The following is a 16937-nucleotide window of genomic DNA, read 5'->3' as shown; positions in this document are numbered from 1 at the left end:
CCGGAGGGCCGGAGGGCACACGCGAGCCGAGGTCGGGAAAGGAAGACTCGTGAAGTACTACACCAGACGCATCGTCTTTTACGTCATCACGCTGTGGGCGGCAGTATCGCTGAACTTTTTGCTGCCGCGCCTCATGCCGGGTGATGCCAGACAGATCTTCATCGATAAGCTCACCAGGCGCGGCGGTGAGATCACACCCGCGATGGAAAACTCCATCAACCTCGTCTTCGGGTCCGAGGACGCCTCGATGTGGGATCAATACGTGCGTTACTGGTCGAACCTGCTGCAGGGCGACCTCGGGGTTTCGGTCACGAAGTTCCCGGCCCCGGTCACCGAACTCATCGGTGCCGCCCTGCCGTGGACACTCACGCTCGTGGGCACCGCGACGATCATTTCCTTCATCCTCGGAGTCTCGATTGGGGCTTTTGCCGGGTGGAAGCGCGGGACCGCAGCCGACAGCCTCATTCCCGGCATGACGCTGCTACAGTCCGTGCCCTACTTTTGGCTCGCGCTGATCTTCATTTCGATCTTCGCGGTGGGGCTCGGCTGGTTCCCGATCATCGGCGGCTATTCGATTCGAGACTTCCCCTCGGGCCCGGAGTTTTCCTGGGCGTTTATCTCCAGCGCGTTCTACCACGGGCTCCTTCCCGCGATCACGATCGTCATCGCCTCCGTCGGGGGCTGGGTTCTCGGGATGCGCAACATGATGGTCTCCACGCTCTCGGAAGACTACGTCGTGACTGCCGAGGCCAAGGGGCTCCGTAACAGCCGGATCTTCCTGTGGTACGCCACCCGCAATGCGGCGCTGCCGTCGATGGCGGGCTTTGGTATCACGCTCGGATTCGTCGTTGCCGGTTCGATCGTCATGGAGCAGGTCTTTACCTATCCGGGCGTCGGCAAGCTCATGATCAACGCGGTACAGGACAAGGATTACGCGCTCATGCAGGGTGTCTTCCTCGTCATCACCGTCACCGTGTTGGCCGCGAACTTCATCATGGATCTCGTCTACGGACTTATCGACCCGAGGGCACGAAGCAATGTCTAATACCGAGAACGTCACCGCAGAAGTCTCCGCTCCCGGAATGGTCACCAACCCGGCCGCACTCGGGCAGGGTCCCGGCACCGGCGAGCCGCGCGCAACGGGAGACAAGAAAAGCCGCCTGCGCGAGGCCCTACCCCGGTTCGATTTCAAACTCGGGCTCGGACTCGCGCTCACCATCTCGATCGTGCTGTTCGCGATCTTCGGCCGGTTCTTCACCCAGAACCCGCGCTACTACCAAAACCCGACGTTCGATCCGCCGAGCTCCAAACATCTGCTCGGCACGAACAACCTCGGGGCCGACCTGCTAGCGCAGCTCGCAGAAGGAGCGACCGGGTCGCTCCTCGTGGGCCTGACCGCCGGATTCATCGCCGTCGTACTGTCACTGTTTTTCGGTATCGTCGCCGGCTACCTCGGCGGCTACGTCGACGAAGTCCTGTCCCTCATCACGAACATCATGCTCGTGATCCCAGGCCTGCCGCTCGTTATCGTCATCGCCTCCTATATGCAGACGCGCTCGATGTGGATCATCGCCATCGTCCTCGGGTTCACGTCCTGGGCGGGCTCGGCGATCGTGCTGCGCCTGCAGGCAAAGTCCCTGCGCAACCGTGACTACGTCGCCGCCGCGCGGGTCGCGGGGGAGCGCACGCACCGCATCATCCTGGTGGAGATCCTGCCGAACCTGTTGCCGTTGCTCGCCGCCATGTTCCTGTCGGCCGTCGTCCTCGCGATTCTGTCCGAAGCGGGCCTGTCCTACCTGGGACTCGGGCCTTCCGGCGCGATCACGTGGGGAACGATGCTGAACCAGGCCTCCCAGCACAACGCGTTCCACATCGGGGCGTGGTGGTGGTTCGTCCCGCCGGGCCTGCTCATCGCGTTGCTCGGCTGCGGCCTGTCACTCATTAACTTCTCGATCGACGAGACCATTAACCCCAAGCTGCGCAGCGCGCCCGAAGCCGTGCGCTCGGTGCGTCGCGCCGAAAAGGCCCGCGCCCGCAAGGCCACTCGCACACAGCCGTCCGAAGAGGAGGTGGCTTCGTGAGCGCGAACGATGCCGCACAGCGCAGAGTGACCCACGAGGAATACCTGGCGGACCAGACCCCCGTCCTGACCGCCGAAGGCATGACCATCTCTTATGAGGTCGATCCTCCAGTGATCGCGGTCAAGGACGTCGATCTGACGCTCAACCGCGGTGAGATCCTTGGCCTCGCGGGCGAATCCGGCTGCGGGAAGACGACCCTGGCCTACGGCATCAACCGGCTGCTGAAACCCCCGGCCCTGCTGCGCTCGGGGTCCGTCACCCTGCACGATAAGGACGACGGCGATATCGACGTCCTTGCCCTCAGCGGCGATGAGCTGCGGGCCTTCCGGTGGGACAAGATCTCGATGGTCTTCCAGGGCGCGATGAACGCCCTGAACCCGGTGATCTCGGTGCGCGCCCAACTCTTCGACGTCTTTTCCACCCACCGCCCCAAGATGACGAAGGCCGAAAAACGCGAGGCGAGCGAGGCTCTCCTGCGGCTCGTCGGCGTGGATCCCGACCGCCTCGATGCCTACGCCCACGAACTATCGGGCGGCATGCGCCAGCGCGTCATGATCGCCATGGCGCTAGCGCTGCGCCCCCAGGTCATGATCATGGACGAACCCACGACGGCCCTCGACGTCGTCGTCCAGCGCGAGATCCTGCGCGAGATCATGCGGCTGCGCGAGCAGTTCCATTTCGCGGTCATCTTCATCACCCACGACCTGCCCATGCTGCTGGAGATCTCCGACCGGATCGCCATCATGCGCGATGGTCACATCGTCGAAGTCAACACGGCGGAGAACATCTACGCCGAACCGCAACACGAGTACACGAAGAAGCTCTTGAGCTCCTTCCCCTCGCTGTTCGGGGAGCGCGGCGGCTTCGTGCGGGGCCGCAGCGAGGAGGAGCAATCATGACCCTTGACGTTCACCACGTGACCAAGGAATTCAAGATCCGCAAAGGTTTGAAATCCTCTACCCTCGTCGCCGTTAATGACGTCTCCTTCGAGCTCGAGCCCGGCAAGACCGTCGCGCTCGTGGGCGAATCCGGTTCCGGAAAATCGACCGTCGCCAAGATGATCCTGCGATTGGAAACCCCAACCTCCGGACACATCTCCATCGACGGCACCGATGCCAGCGTGCGCGGCAGGGCCCTGAAGAACTACCGCAACCAGGTCCAGATGGTCTTCCAGGACCCGTTCGCCTCGCTTAACCCGTTCCACACGATCGCCCACCACATCGAGCGGCCGCTGCGGCTCCACGGCAAGGTTTCTTCTTCGAGCGAGGCGCGCGAAAAAGTCGAAGAACTGCTCCAGCGCGTCAACCTCGAACCCGCAGAGAGTTTCGCCGATCGCCGCCCCCACGAACTATCCGGTGGCCAGCGTCAACGCGTTGCGATCGCGCGGGCGCTCGCGCCCGGCGCGAAGTACCTCATCGCCGACGAACCGGTCTCGATGCTGGACGTCTCCATCCGGCTCTCCGTCTTGAACCTGCTTGCCCGGTTGCAGCGCGAGGAGAACCTCGGCGTCCTTTACATCACGCACGACCTTGCCACAGCCCGACACTTTTCCGACGAGATCATGGTGATGTATAAGGGATCGATCGTCGAGCGCGGGCCCTCCGATGAGGTGATCTTGAACCCGCAGCACGACTACACGCGGCTGTTGCTGAACGCCGCTCCGGAACCGGCCAATCACGGAAAACTCCGCCGACAAGTCCAAGAAGAAGTCGCGGCGGGCGCACTCGATGGCTCGCCACGACTGCCCTAACCCCAGATTCAAAGGAGAGGTCCCGTGCCGACCGACCCGCTGACCATTCTTCCCCGGCCCCGATCCGTTACCACCTCCCCGAAGTGCTACCGGCTGCCGCGCACCGTGCGCATCGCCGCGAGCGAGCAGGCGTTTTCCGCGCTGCGACCGGCCGTGCGCATCCTGCAAGATTCCGGCAGCGTCGATCACGCGATCCGCGTCGGTGACGGCGATTCCGCCGACATCCGCGTCGATGAGCGTCCCAATGCCAAGGAGGCCTACGAGCTCAGCGTCACCGAGCGCGGCATCGATATTGCGGGCGGCATCCCCGGAATTCGGCACGCCGCCCAGAGCCTCATCGCGCTGCTCGCGCCCGAGGTGCTGCTTGCGGGCTCCGGCGCGAAACCGATGCTCGCGCACTGCGAGATCAGCGACGGTCCGGCGCTCGCCTACCGCGGCGTCATGATCGACGTCGCCCGGCACTTCATGCCACTTTCCTGGCTGCGCCGACTCATTCGGATCGCGGCCTTCCACAAGCTGAACGTCGTCCACCTGCACCTGACTGACGATCAGGGCTGGCGGATGCCGATCGACGCCTTTCCGCGCCTGACTGAGATCGGCGGCCAGCGCCGCCAGACCCTCGTCGGCGCGGCGCCCGGCACGACGTATGACGGCATCGCCCACGGTGGCGCCTACACCAAGGCCGAGCTGCGCGCCCTCGTCGCCTATGCCGCGAGCTACGGGATCACGCTCGTCCCGGAGATCGACCTGCCCGGCCACATGGTCGCCGCGATCGCCGCCTACCCGCAGTGGGGCAACGCCTCCGAGCCGCTGGAGGTCTACCCGACGTGGGGGATTTCCAGCGACATCATCAACACCCGGCCCGAGACGATCGAGGCGCTGAAGACGATCCTCAGCGAAGTGATGGACGTCTTCGACTCGCCCTATATCCACCTCGGCGGCGATGAGGTCCCCACGACCGATTGGGAGAACTCGGCGGAGGTCGCCGAGCTTATGGAGCGCGAATCGCTGCCCTCGGTGCGCCACGTCCAGGGCTGGATCATGGACCAGCTCGTCGCCCATGTGCGGGCGGCCGGGCGCGAGGTCCTCGCCTGGGATGAGGCCGTCGACGCGGGAATTAGCCGCGAGGTGACGATCCTTGGCTGGCGTTCCCCGGAGCGCGTCACCGCCGCGATTGAGGCGGGCTATCGCACGATCGTCTGCCCGCAGCAGCACTTTTACCTCGACTACCAGTCGAGCCTCGATGACGCCGAACCGCTCGGCATCGGGCGGGGCCGTGGTGCCTTCATCGACCTCGAGCAGCTCCTCGCCTATAAGCTCCCGCCCGAGGCCGTCGGCGTCCAAGCGAACCTGTGGACCGAGTACGTTAAGAGCCCGCAGCGCGCCGAGTATCAGCTGCTGCCGCGGCTCGCGGCCGTCGCCGATATCGCGTGGCGCGGTAGGAACGCACGCCCCGCCGACCGCGCCGCGGCGCTCGCGGTCCAAGAGGAGCGATATGCGGCGCTCGGCTGGGAGTTCCGCCCGGCGGCCGGTCCCGGGCAGCGATGGTCCACGACCCTCCTGGCGGAGCCCGCGAGCGGGGGAGGCCGCGATGATGCCTGACCTGGAAGATTGGAGCATCGAACGGGTCGTCGGCCAGCTGCTGTCGATCTCGGTCGGCCATCACGACGACGGCAGCGCCGAGCAGGCCGACACGGTCGAGGAGGTCGAACGCCTCGTTGCCGAGCACCACATCGGCGGCGTCTGCTACTTCCCCTCAGGGCCGGAAGGCGCCCGGCCGCAGACGATCGAGCGCATCGTCGAGCGGCTGCAGGCCGCGGCGAAAACTCCGCTGCTGATCTCGATCGACCAGGAGGGCGGGCTCGTCACGCGCATGCGGGAGCCTGCAACGCGCTGGCCCTCGGCCATGGCCCAGGCCGCCGGCGGGGACCTCGAGGCCGTGCGCCGCTACGCCCGCGCGGCGGGCAGCGAGCTGGCGGCCGTCGGCGTCAACCACGTCTTCGCGCCCGTCGCGGACGTCAACATCGAGCCCGCGAATCCCGTCATCGGGCTGCGTTCGGCGGGCTCCTCGCCCGCCCTCGTCGCAAGCTTCGTCACCGCCGCTCTGCAGGGCTATGCCGAGGCGGGGATCGCCACGTGCCTCAAGCACTTCCCGGGCCACGGCAACACGAGCATCGACTCGCACGTCGGCTTGCCCACCATCGACGTCGACCCCACGCGGTGGTACCAGGAGGAGGCGCTGCCCTTCCTCGCGGGCATCGACGCCGGGGCCGACGCCGTCCTCATCGGGCACCTGCGCGCCCCGGGCCTGGATCCGACCGGCATGCCCGCAACGTTTTCGCGCGCGATCGTCACCGGCCTGCTGCGCGAAGAGCTCGGCTTTGACGGCGTCATCGTCACGGATGCGCTCGACATGGCCGCAGCCGAAATCCCGGGCGGGCCCGGCGCCGCGTGCGTGGCCGCGCTCGCCGCCGGTATCGACCAGCTGCTCATGCCGCGCGACCCGGCCGCCTGCATCCGCGAGATCCTCGACGCGCTGCAGCGCGGGGAGCTGGCCGAGGCCGACCTGCGGGCCTCCGCCGCCCGGATCCTTGCGCTGAAGGAACGGCTCGGCGCTGGCTCGGGCACGCCGCCGGGCGACCATGCGGCGCTCGCGGCGGACGCGATCTCCCGCGCGTTGACGTGGCGGGAGGAGGAGTGTCACCTGGCGCTCGCGCCGGGCGAGCCGGTCCTGCTGCTGTCCGATCCGATGCCGCCGAGCGTGGGCCGCGGCGTGGAAGATGTGCCCGTCGAGCTCGCCGCGCACCTCGCCGAGCGAGGCCACCAGGTTTCTGCCGCGGGGCTCGAAAGCACCGACGTCGCCACGGATGCGGCGACGATCCTCATCACGCGCGATGCGTGGCGCGTTGCCGGGCTCGCCGAGGCCGTGCGCGAGCGCTGCCAAGAAGCCGGCTCGCGGCTCTGCGTGATCGCCGCGCGCTCGCCCTATGACGCGCAGTTCGTGCCCGCGGGCGTGCCCGTCCTTCTGTGCTACGGGGACATCCCCGGCGTTTCGGCCGCTCTCGCCCACGCCCTGGCGACCGGCACCGCCGAAGGCCAGCTGCCCGTCGACCTGCCGGGCGAGGCTCCCGGCGAGGTCGCCTGGACCGCACGAATCCAGGACCTCACATGAGCGGCATGACATTGCGGCCCTACCGCCGTGAGGACCGCGCCGCGATCGGCGAGGTCTGCGTCGCGACGGGGGATTCGGGGGCGGATGCGCGCGGGCTCTACGTCGACGATGAGCTGCTGCCTCATATCTACGCCTACCCCTACCTCGACTTCGCGCCCGACCTCGTGAGCGTCATCGAGGACCGCGGCCGCGTCGTCGGCTACCTCCTCGGCGTCGCCTCCGTCGACGAGTTCGTTTCCTGGTGGCGGGAGCACTGGCGGCCCGTCATCGCCGAGCGCTACGGCAGCATCGAGCACGCGAGCCCCGCCGATGCGCGGCTCATCACGCTCGGGCTCAACCCCGAACAGCAGCTGACCGAGCTGCGCGAGGACTATCCGGCCGAATTCCACATCGACCTGCTGCCCGACGCCCAGGGCCAGGGCCACGGCCGGCGCCTCATTGACTGGTTCCTTGGCGAACTTGGTCGTCGTGGCGTTCCGGGCCTCGCGATTGGGGTCGGGGCACGCAACGAGGGCGCGATCGGGTTTTATCGGTGCCTCGGCTTTGCCGTGCACCAGGAACACATCGGCGCCGACGGCGCCCCCATCGCCTACACCATGACCATTGACGTTCCCCGAAAGGACCCGGTACAGCCATGACCGTCTGTCTCGGCATCGACCGCCTGCTGGCCGATCCCAGCCTCATCCCCGGCTCGCGGTGGGGCCTCATCACGAACTTCACGGGCGTTACCGCCGACCTCACCCTGTCCTCGAAGGCGCTCGTCGGCGCGGGCGCGCCGCTCGTCGCGCTGCTCGCCCCCGAACACGGGCTGCGCGGCACCGCCCAGGCGGGCGAGAGCGAACCCGGCGGCATCGATAGCGAAACGGGCCTGCAAGTCCTAGACACCTACCGCCTCGCGGGCGCCGAACTCGACCGCGCGATCAGCGAGCTGAACCTCGACGCGCTCATCTGCGACCTGCAGGACATCGGCGCCCGCTACTACACCTACGCGTGGACCATGCTCGACTGCCTGCGCTCGGCCGCGCGCCTCGGCATCCCGTTTTACGTGCTCGACCGGCCGAACCCGCTCGGCGGCGAGATCGTCAGCGGGCCGGGCGTTGCGACCGGCTTCGAGTCCTTCATCGGCCGGATCGACATCCCCATCCGGCACGGGCTAACCATGGGCGAGATCGCGCGCGTCGGGGCGCGCCTGGACCGCGAGCGCGGCGAGGACGTACCGGACCCGCACGTCATCGAGATGACGGGCTGGCAGCGCGCCATGACCTGGCAGGACACGGGCCTTTTCTGGGTGCCGCCCTCGCCCAACATCCCGAGCCCACTGTCCGCCTTCGCTTTTGTCGGCAACGGGCTCGTCGAGGGCACCGAGCTGTCCGAGGGGCGCGGCACGACGCGGCCCTTCGAGTTCATCGGCGCGCCCTGGCTCACGCCCGACTTCGCCGCAGTCCTGAACGCCCGCGGGCTGCCGGGCGTCATCTTCCGCCCGACGTTCTTCCAGCCGACTTTTTCCAAGCACGCCGGCACCCCGGTGTGCGGCGTCCACATGCACATCACGGACACCGGCGCCTACGACCCGCTCGCCACCGGCATCGAGCTGCTCGCCGCCGCGCAGGCCGCCCCCGCCTCCCAGTTCACCTGGCGCACCCCCGCCTGGGAGCAGGACGAGCCGCGCCCGCACTTCATCGACCTCATTTGGGGCAGCCCCGCGCTGCGCGAAGCGCTGGACTCCGGCGAGGCACACGCCGCCCGCGCGCAACTGGCCGACGCGCAGGCCCTGCGGGCGCGCGATGAGGACCTCCTGCTTTATTCCTCGCAATGAGGCCCACCAATTCGTCCTCGATGGGAAAGGATAGAGGCATGGAACGTGAACTCAGCTCAGCGAGCGCCCTTGGCGACCCGAAGCTCGCCCTCACCACGCGCATCCGCGGCCACCTGTCCGAACTGCAGCCTGCCATGGCCCGCGTCGGCCAGTTCATCGTCGATCATCCGCGCGAAGCCGCCGCGATGACGATCTCCGTGCTCGCCGACGCGACCGACGTCTCCGAAACGACGGTCGTGCGGTTTTGCCGCGAGATCGGTATCGAGGGCTATGCCCAGCTGCGGCTCGGGCTCGCGCTGGAACTTGGTGCGCGCAGCGGCGCGGCCGATGAGTTCGAGGGCTCGACGGACATCTCCGCCGACGACACACTGCTGACGGTCGTGGAAAAGATCGCCTACGCCGACGCCCGCTCGGTCAAGGACACGGCCCGCTCGCTGGACCTCGATGCGCTCGCCGCCGCCGTCGATCACATCGTCGGCGCGAGCCGCTGCGATATCTTCGGCGTCGGCGCCTCCGGCGTCGTCGCCCTGGACCTGCAGCAAAAACTCCACCGCATCGGCCTCATCTCCTTCGCCCACATCGACCCGCACCAGGCGCTCGTCTCCGCCGCGCTCCTCGATCCGAGCTGCGTGGCGATCGCGATCTCGCATTCGGGGGCGACGACGGACACCTACGAGACGCTGCGCACCGCGAAGGAACGCGGCGCCACGACGATCGCGATCACGAACGCGCCGCGCTCGCGCCTGGCCGGTCTCGCCGATCTCGTGCTGACGACCGCGGCGATGGAAACCACGTTCCGGGCGGCCGCGACGGGCAGCCGCCTCGCCCAGCTGACCGTCGTCGACTGCCTGTTCGTCGGCGTCGCCCAGCAAACCCTGGAAACGAGCGTGCCGGCGCTCGATACGACACGAAAGGCCGTCGCGACGCGGCGGCTGAACGGAAAACATGCCTAACGCCCCCACCATCCTCACCCGCGAGATCCACCGGCGGGCCTTCGCCCACGACGCCTCGCACTACCTGCTCTACCCGCGCGAGGTGTGGGTCGCACGGAGCGTCGCCGACGTCGCGGCGGCGATGCGCGGCGGGGCCGAGCGCGGCCTGCCGGTGACGTTCCGCGCCGGCGGGACGAGCCTGTCCGGCCAGGGGGTGGGCGAGGGCATCCTCGTGGACGTGCGCCAGGGCTTTCGCGCGATGCGCGTCCTCGATGGCGGCGAGCGCGTCTGGGCGCAGGGCGGCCTCACCATCCGCCACCTCAACACGGTGCTCGCCACGCGCTCCCGGGCGCTCGGGCCCGATCCGGCCAGCGAGATCGCCGCGACCCTCGGCGGCGTCATCGCGAACAACTCCTCCGGCATGGCCTGCGGGGTGCGCCACAACGCCTACCAGCTGGTCGAGGCGATGACGTTCGTCCTGCCCTCGGGCACCGTCATCGATACCCGCGAGGCGGATGGAGACGACGTGCTCGCCGCCGCCGAGCCGCACATCTACCGCACGCTGCTCGACCTCCGCGACCGGCTGCGCGGCGATCCGGCCGCGGCGAGCCTCATCGCCCGCCAGTTCGCGATGAAAAACACCATGGGCTACGGCCTGAACTCCTTCCTCGATTTCGAGCGCCCGATCGACATCCTCACCCACCTGCTCATCGGCTCCGAGGGCACCCTCGGCTTCGTCGCCGACGTCACGATGCGCACCGTCGAAATCCTGCCGCGCCGCGCCGTCGCCCTCGTCGTCTTTGCCAGCCTCGATGACGCCGTCCGTGCGATCCCGGGGCTGCGCGAGGCAGGGGTGCACACCGCCGAACTCATGGACGCCCGCTCCCTTGCCGTCGCCCAGCGCTTCGAGGACGTCCCGGGCGCGATCGCCGGGCTCGAGGTCACGGACCAGTGCGCGCTGCTGCTGGAATGCCGCGGCCGCGACGAGGCAGACCTCGATGCCAACGTCGCCGCCGCGCGCGCGGCCCTCACCCCGCTCGGCGTGGCGGCGGACTTTACGAGCGATGACGCCGAATGCACCCTGCTGTGGACGGTACGCAAGGGCCTGTACGCCGCCTGCGCGGGCTCGCGCAGCGCCGGGACGACGGCGCTGCTGGAGGACATCGTCGTGCCCGTCGCGGCGCTCGCGACCACCTGCCGCGAACTCAGCGGCCTGTTTGATCGCTACGGCTACGACGACGCCGTCATCTTCGGCCACGCCAAGGACGGCAACCTCCACTTCATGATCACCGACGACTTCACGCGCACCGCAGCGCGCGAGCGCCTGGCCGCCTTCAGCGAGGACATGGTCGACCTCGTGCTGCGCCACGGCGGTAACCTCAAGGCCGAACACGGCACGGGCCGCGCCATGGCGCCGTTCCTCACCCGCCAGTACGGCGCGGAGCTCGTCGCGATGATGCGCGAGCTGAAAGACGCGATCGACCCGCAGGGCCTGCTCAACCCGGGCGTCATCCTGCCCGAGCGCGAGGACGCCCACCTCACCGACTTCAAGGCCCCCATCGACGTGCGCGACGTGATCGATGCTTGCGTCGAATGCGGCTACTGCGAGCCGCGCTGCCCCTCGCAGGACCTCACGCTCACGCCCCGCACCCGCATCGTCATCATGCGCGAGATCGAGCGAGCCCGGCGCGCCGGCGACAGGCAGCTGGCCGCGCAGCTGCAGGCCGACTACGACTACCAGGGCGTGCAAACCTGCGCCGTCGACGGCATGTGCGAGACCGCCTGCCCGATGGCGATCAACACCGGGGACCTCGTGCGCGAGCTGCGCGCCGAGGACGCCGGCGCCTGGGCCACGCTCTGGCGCCTGGCCGCGCGCTATTGGTCGGGCGTGACCGCCGCGGGCGCGCTCGCCCTCACCGCGGCATCCCACCTGCCCTCGCCGCTGCTACGTGGCGCGACGCGCCTCGGCCGGGCAGTCCTCGGCGCCGAACGCGTTCCGCTGTGGGACGACGTCCTGCCGCGCGGCGGCAAGCGCCGGCGCCGCCCCGCCCCGGCGCACGCCGCGGCGGTCTACCTGCCCTCGTGCCTCGGCGCGCTGTTCGACTCGGGCGGCGCGACCTCGCTGCAGGAGGACCTTGAGCTCATCTGCGAGCGCACCGGCATCGGCCTACTCGTGCCGCCGGGCATCGACGCCGCCTGCTGCGGCACGCCCTGGTCGTCCAAGGGGATGAGCGCCGGCTACGAGCTCATGCGCGAGCGCGTCGTCGCCATGGTCCGCGCCGCGAGCCAGCACGGCGAACTGCCCATCGTCTGCGACGCCTCCTCCTGCACCGAGGGCCTCACGAAGCTCCTTGCCGGGCAGGGCCTTCGCGTCATCGACGCGCCGACGTTCCTCGCCGAACACGTGCTCCCCGCGCTCGACCTCGCGGCCCCGGAGCTCGCCTCGCTCACGATCCACCCGACGTGTTCGACGACGCGGCTTGGTAGTTCGGCGGCGCTCGCGGAGGTCGGCCGCGCCCTCGCGCGCGAGGTCCACGTTCCGGCATCGGCGCAGTGTTGCGGCATGGCGGGCGATCGCGGCCTGCTGCATCCCGAACTCGCGGCCTCGGCAACCGCGCGAGAGGCCGCGGAGGTCAACGCCCTCGATGCGTCCGCCCACGCCTCCGCCAATCGCACGTGCGAACTCGCGATGACGCGCGCGACGGGCCGCACCTATGAGGGGATCGTCCAGCTGCTGGCCGACGCCGTGCGCCGCGCCTCTACGTCATGAGGTCGTGCCAGCGGTGCGGCAGCTTGCCACAGGAGCGCAGCGTGCTGCGGTAGCGGTGGCGCGCCGCGATATTGCGCCGCATCTCCTCGGCGATCCGCCCGAGGAATAGCGAGCGGTACAGGCTGTCGGACAGCGTCGAGGCCGCAAACGAAATCCCGAAAAAAAGCGCCAGGATGAGGCACACGCGGAACATCGACGCATCCATCGGCAGGTTCACGCCAAGCCAGTGCAGCGCCTCGGGCTTAGCGCCCGTCCACGTCTGGATGAGCTTCGGTGTGAGCGCGATCCACCCGAAAAGCGCGAAGATCGCGAACGTCGCGACGATGAACAGCGCGACCTGCACGAGCTGCACCGCGGCCGAGACGGCCACGAGGTTGATCCACTCGCCAACGGAAAACCTCGAGCGCGACGGGCTGACATCGCAAAATGGCGTGTCGGACAGGATCGGCCCGTGATCGTCCTCGGTGTCCTCATCGTCGAGCATGTCGATGATCGCGGGCACGATGATGACGACGATCATGATGACGAGGAAGGTGCCGAGCGCCCACATTTGGCCCTTGCTCATCGCCGCCGCGAGCTGCCACAACTCGTTCGTGAAGAACACGAGTAGGACGGTCAGCAGCAGAAGCGGCAGGATCCGGGCGACGGCGGGGATCGCCGCGGCGATCTCGCGCAGCGCGCGCCGGCCCGCCCAGGTGAGGATCCGGTCGAGTTCGATGAAGCTGAGCGTTGCCGCGACGATCAACAATCCGAGCCGCTCCAGCAGCCCGAGCCGCAGCCCGATCGTCGTGTCGATAATGCTCGAAGCAACCGAGAGCCCGACGATCCAGATGACGATGATCGTCACGCCCGCGATGAGCCGCGCCCGCTGGCTAAAGCGCCGCTGCAGCCGCGCATAGCCGAGCCCGATGGGGATCGCGAGCAGCGCGATCACAAGCGCCGTGAGCATCGCGGTGACGACGGCCGGGTGATTTTGCAGCTCGTCGAGATCGATCGTGTCGCCCGCCGCGATCGCGGCGTCCGCGATGAGGAGGCCGGTTGCGAGGAAGGCGAGCGTCAGCAGGAGGCGCCCCGACCCATCCTCCCGGGTCGGGGCGCCGTACCGTATCCGCCTATTCACAGATAACGAGGGCTTCGACCTCGCCGGTCGTCGAGAGGTCCTCGGAGTACAGCGTCCCCTTCATTGCGTAGGCGTTGTCCTTAGCCCCGGTGTGAGGGTAGGAGGTGCGCTGTGTCCGGTAGCCGAGGGACATCCCGGTGCCGTAGTTAGACACTTCCGTAATCACCGGCACCTCGGGGTCCGTGAATTCCCAGATGAGGTTGGCCGAGCTTCCCTCGTGCTCGAAGGTGATCATGACATTGTTTTTCGCGGTCATTCCTGGAGTGCACTCCGCGCTCTGCACGGTTTGCTCCTGACCATCGAGAATCACGGTGGTTTTACCCTTGGCAAAGAGGTCATCCAGCGGCGCGAGTTGAGCCTTGCGCTTGTCTTCCGGGCCGAACTCGCCGTCTGCTACGGATTCGTACGGTTCATTGGAGTCTTGCGCATCGGGCACTGAGCAGTCGATTTCCGCTTGCCCTGTAACGGTCTTCAGCTCAGCGGAAGGATCGGTGGACAGTTCTCGTACGTCGAAATCTATTGTCCAACGGTTACCCGCAACGCTGAGTTTCGGATCGGAGCCGAAGTAGGCGTCTCCTCACGTGTAGGTGGTGCCATCGTTGTCCGCGAAGATCACGGAGTCCACAGCCTCGTCCTGAAGTGCCACGACCAAACTCTGCGCGTTCGGGCCCGAGGCGTGTACCGCTAGTGACGTCTTTCCGTTCTGCGTCGCGCACTTTAGCGAGGCGACTTGCTGTTCTTCGCCATCGACGATCAGCTTCGAACCTGCCTCGGACTCCGGGCTTGGCGGCGCTGGGGTGGTGGTGTTCGGCGAGGCGTATGGTGGCTCGTCGGCAGTGGATCCTTGGCTACATCCGGTGAGGAGGAGGACCGCAACTGCGGCCAACACGGCTTTGTGTTTCATGGCGGCACCCCTTCAATCATTTGCCTCGATAGTTGGCCGGATCGCGGTGGTGTCTATGCTCATGACTCTACATTGGGAGCTGCCCTGCGCCACCTCGCGACTGCGATGCGGGATAGGCCGGTGGATTACCAGCATGCCGTGTTCGAAGAACTATGGCCGCTCGAAGGCAAGATAAGAAGGGGCCGAGGTGTGCTCGACGGGCTGTAGTCCTGCTGCGATAGCTTCGCGCCTCAGTTCTGCTTGCGTGACGACGCGCCAGGCGTGGTGAGCGCGCCGCGTCTCAAGTGGCTCGCTGTCCGCATCGAGCAGGGTCCATTCTATGGTCCACTCGACGTGCTGGTGATCGAGCGGATCGGCTCGGCCGCGAGTGTGCAGGCGGTGAGTGCCGACCTTCACCGTGCCGAAGTCCGTCCAGTCGATCGTGGTGACGTCTTCGGGTGGCTGCACGGAAATGATGAGGCGTCCGCCGGGCTCTAGTCGTGCGGCGGCTGCGTGCCACAGGGCGAGCCGATCCTCGTCGCTCAGGTGGCCAATAGCGTTAAGCATGATTGCCGCGCGCCAAGTATCCGGTAGGTGCGGGAGTGCCGCCGGGAAGGGCAGCGGAACGATCGTGGTGTGCCGGAGCAGGTCGGGATCGCTCGCGACCGTTGTCATGAGTCCCACCCGCATGGCGGCCGACGGCTCGACCGCGTATATGCGGTCGGCGCCTAACTCTCTCAGGGTCGGGGTCTGCGAGCCGATGCCGGAGGCAATGTCGATCGCGCAACTATTCGATAACGGTGGAAGTAGGTCGCGCAATGCTGTCGTGGTCTCGGGCAACCAGGCGGCGGTCAGCGCGGCATACCACTCGGCATTGGGAGTGTAAGCGTCGTCGTTCATGGACCGACTCTACCCACATGGGAACCATTCTCACTAGACCTCGATTGCTTCGAGGGGGTAGCGGCTGGTGATCAATGGTGATAAGTTCGATAGCAAGGACGTGGAAATCGAAATAGATTCGTTTTCTCGTTCAGTTGGTAACGACGACAAAGCTCCGGGCAATGGTGCATACGAAGGGACACAACATGAAGCGTCGGTCAATACTCAAAGGCGCAGCTGCCGCGCTATGTGCGGTATCGCTAGCGGCATGTTCATCGGGCGGGGGTGGCTCGGATACCGGCGGTAGCGTCGCTCCGGGCGACGGCGAAGGCAAAACCCTGACCCTGTGGATCATGGAAGGCACGAACGCCTCCTCTGATGCCTACATCACGAAGCTGACAGAGAAGTTCAAGGAAAAGACCGGGGCCGACCTCAACGTCCAGCTCCAGCCGTGGGCCGGCGCCCACGACAAATTCGTCACCTCCATCGCGGGCGGCACTGCCCCCGATGTCGCCGAGGTAGGCACAACGTGGACCCCCGAGTTCGCAGACCTTGGGGCGCTGGCCGATCTCACCGAACGCGTCGAGGGTGAAAACCTCGACCTCGTCGAAGGGCTCGTGACCGCGGGAACGCTCGACGACAAGCTCTACGGCATGCCGTGGTACGCGGGGATCCGCAGCTTCCTGTACAACAAGGAACTCTTCGAGCAGGCGGGCATCGACAAGGCCCCGACCTCCTGGGCCGAGCTTGATGACGCTATCGCCAAGTTGAAGGAGCTCGACGGCGTCATCCCGTTCCCCATCGCGGGTGGCTCGCAGTACGGGTTCATCCCCTTCATCTGGGGAGCGGGCGGTGAGCTGGCCACCGAATCCGATGGCATCTTCACCTCCGCACTCGATTCACCCGAGGCGATCGAAGGCATCAAGTACTACACGGACCTAGCGCTCGAGAAGGGTGCCTCCACCCCGGCTGCGGCGACGTGGAAGGAAACTGACTCGCTCGCTCAGTTCCAGGACGGCAAGATCGGCATGATCATCTCCGGTTCCTGGGTGCCGGCCACGATCAAGCAGGAAAGCCCCGACTTCCTAGAAAAGGTCGGCGCCTTCCCGATTCCCTCCAAGGACGGCGGCATCGCCAAGTCGTTCGTCGGAGGCTCACACCTCGCGATGTTCGAGGACTCCGAGAATAAGGATCTCGCCTGGGAGCTCATCAAGCTCATGTCCACCGGTGAACTCGCCCAGCAGTGGGCCGAAGAGTCCAACTTCTTCCCCGGGGACGCCAAGCTCCTCGACGAATACCTGGGAAGCGATGACGAACTCGTCAAGGTCTTTGCCACCCAAATGAAGGACGGCGGCGACTCGGTCCCCGTCACCCCGAACTGGGGCGCAGTCGAAGGTGAACAGATCATCCCGACGCTGCTGCAGTCGGTCCTGACCGGTAAGGCAAGTGCCGAGGATGCGGCCAAGACCGCGGCCGAGGCCATGAACTCGACCCTGCAACGCAAGTAGTACCCTCCCCATCAAGGAAGGCTCCC

The 16937-nt window shown here is 67.2% G+C and carries 15 protein-coding genes; 11 read left to right on the top strand and 4 right to left on the bottom strand.

The features are described 5' to 3' along the window. Nucleotides 1-49 precede the first annotated feature (49 nt). Genes BLU67_RS06895 through BLU67_RS06850 form a run of 10 tightly spaced genes read left to right on the top strand, consistent with a single transcriptional unit; the run spans nucleotide 50 to nucleotide 12521 of the window. Entirely contained in the window at nucleotides 50-1045 is a 996-nt protein-coding gene (locus BLU67_RS06895) for an ABC transporter permease (protein WP_092564111.1), read from the top strand. After that, the gene (locus tag BLU67_RS06890) at nucleotides 1038-2081 is read left to right on the top strand and encodes an ABC transporter permease (protein ID WP_222842413.1); all 1044 of its coding nucleotides are present in this window, start codon (nucleotides 1038-1040) and stop codon (nucleotides 2079-2081) included. Before BLU67_RS06895 ends, BLU67_RS06890 begins: the two co-directional genes overlap by 8 nt. Further along, on the top strand, nucleotides 2078-2980 hold the full coding sequence (locus BLU67_RS06885; protein ID WP_222842412.1) for an ABC transporter ATP-binding protein: 903 nt from the start codon (nucleotides 2078-2080) through the stop codon (nucleotides 2978-2980). The genes BLU67_RS06890 and BLU67_RS06885 overlap by 4 nt, the downstream gene beginning before the upstream one ends. Continuing rightward, nucleotides 2977-3831, top strand: a complete 855-nt coding sequence (locus tag BLU67_RS06880; RefSeq protein ID WP_176780726.1) for an ABC transporter ATP-binding protein — start codon at nucleotides 2977-2979, stop codon at nucleotides 3829-3831. The genes BLU67_RS06885 and BLU67_RS06880 overlap by 4 nt, the downstream gene beginning before the upstream one ends. A gap of 24 nt (nucleotides 3832-3855) precedes the next feature. Next, nucleotides 3856-5433 (top strand): beta-N-acetylhexosaminidase, encoded by a 1578-nt coding sequence (locus BLU67_RS06875; RefSeq protein WP_092564108.1) that lies wholly within the window; start codon nucleotides 3856-3858, stop codon nucleotides 5431-5433. Next, the gene (locus BLU67_RS06870) at nucleotides 5423-7003 is read left to right on the top strand and encodes a glycoside hydrolase family 3 protein (RefSeq protein WP_176780725.1); all 1581 of its coding nucleotides are present in this window, start codon (nucleotides 5423-5425) and stop codon (nucleotides 7001-7003) included. Before BLU67_RS06875 ends, BLU67_RS06870 begins: the two co-directional genes overlap by 11 nt. Further along, nucleotides 7000-7641, top strand: a complete 642-nt coding sequence (locus BLU67_RS06865; RefSeq protein ID WP_092564103.1) for a GNAT family N-acetyltransferase — start codon at nucleotides 7000-7002, stop codon at nucleotides 7639-7641. The genes BLU67_RS06870 and BLU67_RS06865 overlap by 4 nt, the downstream gene beginning before the upstream one ends. After that, a complete protein-coding gene (locus tag BLU67_RS06860; protein ID WP_092564100.1) occupies nucleotides 7638-8819 on the top strand; it encodes an exo-beta-N-acetylmuramidase NamZ family protein in 1182 nt (393 codons plus the stop codon). Before BLU67_RS06865 ends, BLU67_RS06860 begins: the two co-directional genes overlap by 4 nt. Before the next feature lie 38 nt (nucleotides 8820-8857). Continuing rightward, the gene (locus tag BLU67_RS06855) at nucleotides 8858-9772 is read left to right on the top strand and encodes a MurR/RpiR family transcriptional regulator (protein WP_092564097.1); all 915 of its coding nucleotides are present in this window, start codon (nucleotides 8858-8860) and stop codon (nucleotides 9770-9772) included. Continuing rightward, nucleotides 9765-12521 carry an FAD-binding and (Fe-S)-binding domain-containing protein gene (locus BLU67_RS06850; RefSeq protein WP_092564094.1) on the top strand — a complete coding sequence of 919 codons (2757 nt, stop codon included), beginning with the start codon at nucleotides 9765-9767 and terminating at the stop codon, nucleotides 12519-12521. Before BLU67_RS06855 ends, BLU67_RS06850 begins: the two co-directional genes overlap by 8 nt. On the opposite strand, the gene BLU67_RS06845 is transcribed toward BLU67_RS06850, so the two are convergent. The 4 genes from BLU67_RS06845 to BLU67_RS06830 form a co-directional block, all read right to left on the bottom strand. Further along, complete coding sequence (locus BLU67_RS06845) at nucleotides 12511-13641, bottom strand: hypothetical protein (protein ID WP_092564091.1); 1131 nt, start codon at nucleotides 13639-13641, stop codon at nucleotides 12511-12513. The two genes, BLU67_RS06850 and BLU67_RS06845, sit on opposite strands and share 11 nt — an antisense overlap. Further along, nucleotides 13634-14077 (bottom strand): hypothetical protein, encoded by a 444-nt coding sequence (locus tag BLU67_RS06840; protein WP_092564088.1) that lies wholly within the window; start codon nucleotides 14075-14077, stop codon nucleotides 13634-13636. The genes BLU67_RS06845 and BLU67_RS06840 overlap by 8 nt, the downstream gene beginning before the upstream one ends. Nucleotides 14078-14218: 141 nt before the next feature. Continuing rightward, nucleotides 14219-14545, bottom strand: a complete 327-nt coding sequence (locus BLU67_RS06835; protein ID WP_092564085.1) for a lipoprotein — start codon at nucleotides 14543-14545, stop codon at nucleotides 14219-14221. A 150-nt stretch (nucleotides 14546-14695) separates the two neighbouring features. Beyond that, complete coding sequence (locus BLU67_RS06830; protein WP_092564082.1) at nucleotides 14696-15424, bottom strand: class I SAM-dependent methyltransferase; 729 nt, start codon at nucleotides 15422-15424, stop codon at nucleotides 14696-14698. A 332-nt stretch (nucleotides 15425-15756) separates the two neighbouring features. Here BLU67_RS06830 and BLU67_RS06825 point away from each other — a divergent pair, with 332 nt between their 5' ends. Next, the gene (locus BLU67_RS06825; protein WP_222842411.1) at nucleotides 15757-16911 is read left to right on the top strand and encodes a sugar ABC transporter substrate-binding protein; all 1155 of its coding nucleotides are present in this window, start codon (nucleotides 15757-15759) and stop codon (nucleotides 16909-16911) included. Nucleotides 16912-16937 lie beyond the last annotated feature (26 nt).

Source organism: Bowdeniella nasicola, from assembly GCF_900107735.1.
In the GTDB taxonomy this organism is placed as follows: domain Bacteria; phylum Actinomycetota; class Actinomycetes; order Actinomycetales; family Actinomycetaceae; genus Bowdeniella; species Bowdeniella massiliensis.
Note: the sequence above shows the minus strand (reverse complement) of the source record. Positions and strands in the feature narration are given on the sequence as shown.

Excerpts from the sequence above, each read along its gene's own strand:
- BLU67_RS06835 (WP_092564085.1), bottom strand. The coding sequence starts at position 14,545 with ATGAAACACAAAGCCGTGTTGGCCGCAGTTGCGGTCCTCCTCCTCACC.
- BLU67_RS06825 (WP_222842411.1), top strand. The coding sequence starts at position 15,757 with ATGGAAGGCACGAACGCCTCCTCTGATGCCTACATCACGAAGCTGACA.
- BLU67_RS06860 (WP_092564100.1), top strand. The coding sequence starts at position 7,638 with ATGACCGTCTGTCTCGGCATCGACCGCCTGCTGGCCGATCCCAGCCTC.
- BLU67_RS06850 (WP_092564094.1), top strand. The coding sequence starts at position 9,765 with ATGCCTAACGCCCCCACCATCCTCACCCGCGAGATCCACCGGCGGGCC.
- BLU67_RS06865 (WP_092564103.1), top strand. The coding sequence starts at position 7,000 with ATGAGCGGCATGACATTGCGGCCCTACCGCCGTGAGGACCGCGCCGCG.
- BLU67_RS06890 (WP_222842413.1), top strand. The coding sequence starts at position 1,038 with ATGTCTAATACCGAGAACGTCACCGCAGAAGTCTCCGCTCCCGGAATG.
- BLU67_RS06830 (WP_092564082.1), bottom strand. The coding sequence starts at position 15,424 with ATGAACGACGACGCTTACACTCCCAATGCCGAGTGGTATGCCGCGCTG.
- BLU67_RS06880 (WP_176780726.1), top strand. The coding sequence starts at position 2,977 with ATGACCCTTGACGTTCACCACGTGACCAAGGAATTCAAGATCCGCAAA.
- BLU67_RS06855 (WP_092564097.1), top strand. The coding sequence starts at position 8,858 with ATGGAACGTGAACTCAGCTCAGCGAGCGCCCTTGGCGACCCGAAGCTC.
- BLU67_RS06870 (WP_176780725.1), top strand. The coding sequence starts at position 5,423 with ATGATGCCTGACCTGGAAGATTGGAGCATCGAACGGGTCGTCGGCCAG.